Source organism: Halorubrum sp. AJ67, assembly GCF_000513435.1.
Window position 1 is genome coordinate 149605 of the sequence record NZ_CBVY010000011.1, and the last position, 3328, is coordinate 152932.

Sequence of the window (3328 nt, forward strand, 5' to 3'; positions counted from 1 at the left end):
CACCGTCTCCGGTGTACTCGGTGAAATCCTCCAGCGTCATGGCGTATCCACCGGTCGCCGGGCCGAAAGCGTTTGCCCTCGTGTCGCAGCGGCCGTCTCTGGGCTCGGTGTCCAGATGAGGATTTCAACAGAGCCGGAGGACAGGCACTTAAACGCGTCTTGACAGAGATCACCGAGACCAGACCTTTTTATTCGTTGCCAAATTCTCCTAGTTTATGAATAGGCGGAATGTCTTACAGTTTTTCGGGGTATCCAGTGCGGCAGCGTTGGCCGGCTGCGGAGACTCCTCTACTGTAGATAATGAATCCTCTAACGGAGATAGTGAATCTTCGAACGTAGCCAGTGAACGGATCGTGATTAGAGACATCGAATGGGATTGGGGCGACGATGGCTTAGATCAGGTTACGATTGTGGTGGTGAACAAAGGAGAGTACCCCGTTCAACTCGAAAGAGCAGAATTCACGCTAGAATCTCCTGACACAGATTTATCGAGAAGTCTCAACACTACTCTTAGCCCCGGTACCGCGGATAAAATTGCGATCTCATCATCTCAGAGTATAAAAGTGGAAAACTTGGGAACACAGATCGGGACGGCAACCGTTGAGACAGACATCGGGACGGTGAGTGAGAGCTTCCCGTATGATCCAGGTCTCCCAGCTTTACTAACATTCGTATCGTTGAGACCGAGCTGGGACGGAAACACAATAACCGATGCTACTTTTCGTGTTGGAAATCTGGGCGAATTACTGACTAGTGTCCAGATCTCGGCAACCGCCAACGGTGAAGAGGTAGCGACGGCTCCGACTGAGAAGATCTATCCGGGCACAGGCCGGAGTCTAGTGGTTAGCGATCCGGAATCGCTACAAACGGCTACTTCTGGTGAAGATGCGGAGCTTGAATTCACCGCAGACTCGCCGGCAGGGCAGGCTGCCGGAATAATATCGCAGCAGATCACCGATACTGACCTCTCGGTCGACTCGATGTCGTCCGGGTGGGCGAACGGACAGTTCGTCGAACTGCTGGCGACGCTTAGCGTCAACGCAGATACTGATCTCAACCCCTCGGCCCAGATAACGATCGACGATAACAAAATTAAGAATGGAAGTTTCACGATCCAAGCGAACGAGAGGCTTGAGGATCTACCGTTCTATGACGAAGCATCGTCTCTTGGCCGGCAAGCTATTGAGCCTGACCCGTATGAAATTCGGACCGGCGGAACACACGAGGTGGTCTTGAATCTGGAGCTAGAAGACGGGTCAATCTCGGCGTCTCATTCGAAGGAATTCGACGGGCTGGATACTGTCTTCTCAGATATCGAAGCATCGTTTTCCAGCCCCGGCAACGGCACAGACGATGTCGAACTCTCTGAGGTGAAGTTCGGTGTGCGAAACGATGGGGACGTAGTTCTGCGCTATGACTCGATAGAAATCGGGATCGGAGATCCCTCACGCACGGACGAACTGACTTCCAGTAAGGGGTTACTTCCGGGTTCATCGGAGCAAGAACACGTGAGATTGAGCAACGGAAGAGCGGTGTCACCGGGCGAAAAAGAGCTCACGATTTCGCTGTTGTACAAAGGTGACGAGATTGAACGTACGACGACCACGGTAACAGCATAATCGGAGAATCAGTACGACGAATACGACCTCGGTAGGCGGGAGTTGGCGGCAACGACAGCCCTGAGGTAGGACGGTCTTCATGTCGAAAAATCGCAGATATCGCTGGGGCCGTGGCGGTATTCGACCGAAGCGAAATTCGCGATCTGTTACGACTGTCCGAGTGTGCGATTTCATCGCGGAATCGGTGTTGCGGCAGAATATCTGACTCCTTGAGAAGTTCGCGTGGAACGGCTCATCCGAACAGTATCTCCCAGCACACCGCCCTTATCCGGCTCGACCCCTTACTCGTGGCATGATACTCGTTCGCGGCAGCGGCGGCGGCACGGACCTCACCGGCACGGTGTTCGAGCGCGGCGAGGAGCCGCCCGCGTACAAGGGCGCGCCGAACGAGGACGCGCCGTACGTCTGGGTGTGCGACGCCTTCTACGAGGTCGAGAGCGGCGGCTCGCCGCTCGTCGTCGACGGCGAGGAGATCCGGGTCGCCTTCGAGGAGCCGATGCCCCGCGGGTTCGACACCCGCGATCAGGCGGTCGAGGCCGCCCGCGACCACGTCCGCACGCAGTTCGCCCGGATCGGCGTCGACCCCGCCGACGTCGAGGTCGAAGTGAGCGCGGCCGACCCGGCCTGAGGCTCCGCGGGCGACGCGCTCGCGGCCTCCCTTTTACCTGTCCCGCCTCGGTACGGGAGGTATGCCCGACCCACCGGAGGACTTCGACCCCGAGTCGCGGGAGGAGCGCGAGGTCGCGGCCGAGGCCGCGAGCGACCGGTCCGACTTCCTCTCGCTGATGGGCCACACGTACCGCGGCGAGCTCGGGCGGACCAGCTCGTGGCGGACGCGAATCGACCGGACGACCAACTGGGCCGTCGTGGTGACGGCATCGCTCCTGACGTGGACCTTCTCGAACGAGTCGCGGCCGCACTACGTGCTGCTCATCGGACTCGTCATGCTCAGCGTCTTCCTCGGGATCGAGACCCGCCGGTACCGGACCTTCGACGTCTGGCGGTCGCGCGTGCGGCTCTTGGAGGAGAACGTGTTCGCGAACGCGCTCGACCCCGAGGGCGTCGAGCAGTCGAACTGGCGGGAGCTGCTGAGCGAGGACCTCCGCGAGCCGACGATCAAGATGCCGGGCGTCGAGGCGGTCTCTCGGCGGCTCCGCCGGGTGTACGCCCCGCTCTTTTCCGTCCTGATCGCCGCGTGGGTCGTCAGGCTCACGGTGTTCACGCCGCCGGGAAGCGGCGTCGTCGCGACCGCGGCGGTCGGTGCGATCCCGGGCGCGTTCGTGCTCGCGCTCGTCGCCTGTTTCTACGTCGTCGTCCTCGGACTGACGCTTCGCCGGGCCCCGCGGCAGGCCAAAGGCGAGATGGGGACGGCCGAGGACGCCGACGAGTGGAAGTGAGCCGGCCGGGCCGCCGGTACCCGCAACCCCTTTTCGGTCTCGGCCCAACCACGTCGTATGACCGAGCTACCGGACCGCGTCGTGGGCGACGCGCGGACGAGCGACTTCGGGTGGAGCCTCCTCACAGACCTGACCGACATCGGTAATCGGATGGCCGGATCGGCCGGCGAGCGGCGCGGCGCTGAGCGTGTCGTCGAGGCGTTCGAGGCGGCCGGCCTGCGAAACGCCGGCCTCGACGAGTTCGAGATCCCCGGCTGGTGGCGCGGCGAGTCGTCGCTGTCGGTGTCGGGGCGTCGACCGCCACCACGAACG

General features: G+C 61.0%; 3 protein-coding genes and 1 pseudogene. All 4 read left to right on the forward strand.

What is annotated here, in order from left to right:
* The first annotated feature begins 215 nt into the window (after window positions 1–215).
* A complete protein-coding gene (locus tag BN903_RS16835) occupies window positions 216–1619 on the forward strand; it encodes a hypothetical protein (protein WP_154018112.1) in 1404 nt (467 codons plus the stop codon).
* 292 nt (window positions 1620–1911) lie between these two features.
* Window positions 1912–2247, forward strand: coding sequence for a hypothetical protein (locus BN903_RS10455; protein WP_048077663.1), 336 nt, complete (start codon window positions 1912–1914; stop codon window positions 2245–2247).
* Window positions 2248–2308: 61 nt separating this feature from the next.
* Window positions 2309–3016, forward strand: coding sequence for a DUF2270 domain-containing protein (locus tag BN903_RS10460; protein WP_048077664.1), 708 nt, complete (start codon window positions 2309–2311; stop codon window positions 3014–3016).
* Window positions 3017–3073: 57 nt separating this feature from the next.
* A pseudogene (locus BN903_RS10465) lies at window positions 3074–3328 on the forward strand (peptidase M28); the annotation flags it as partial.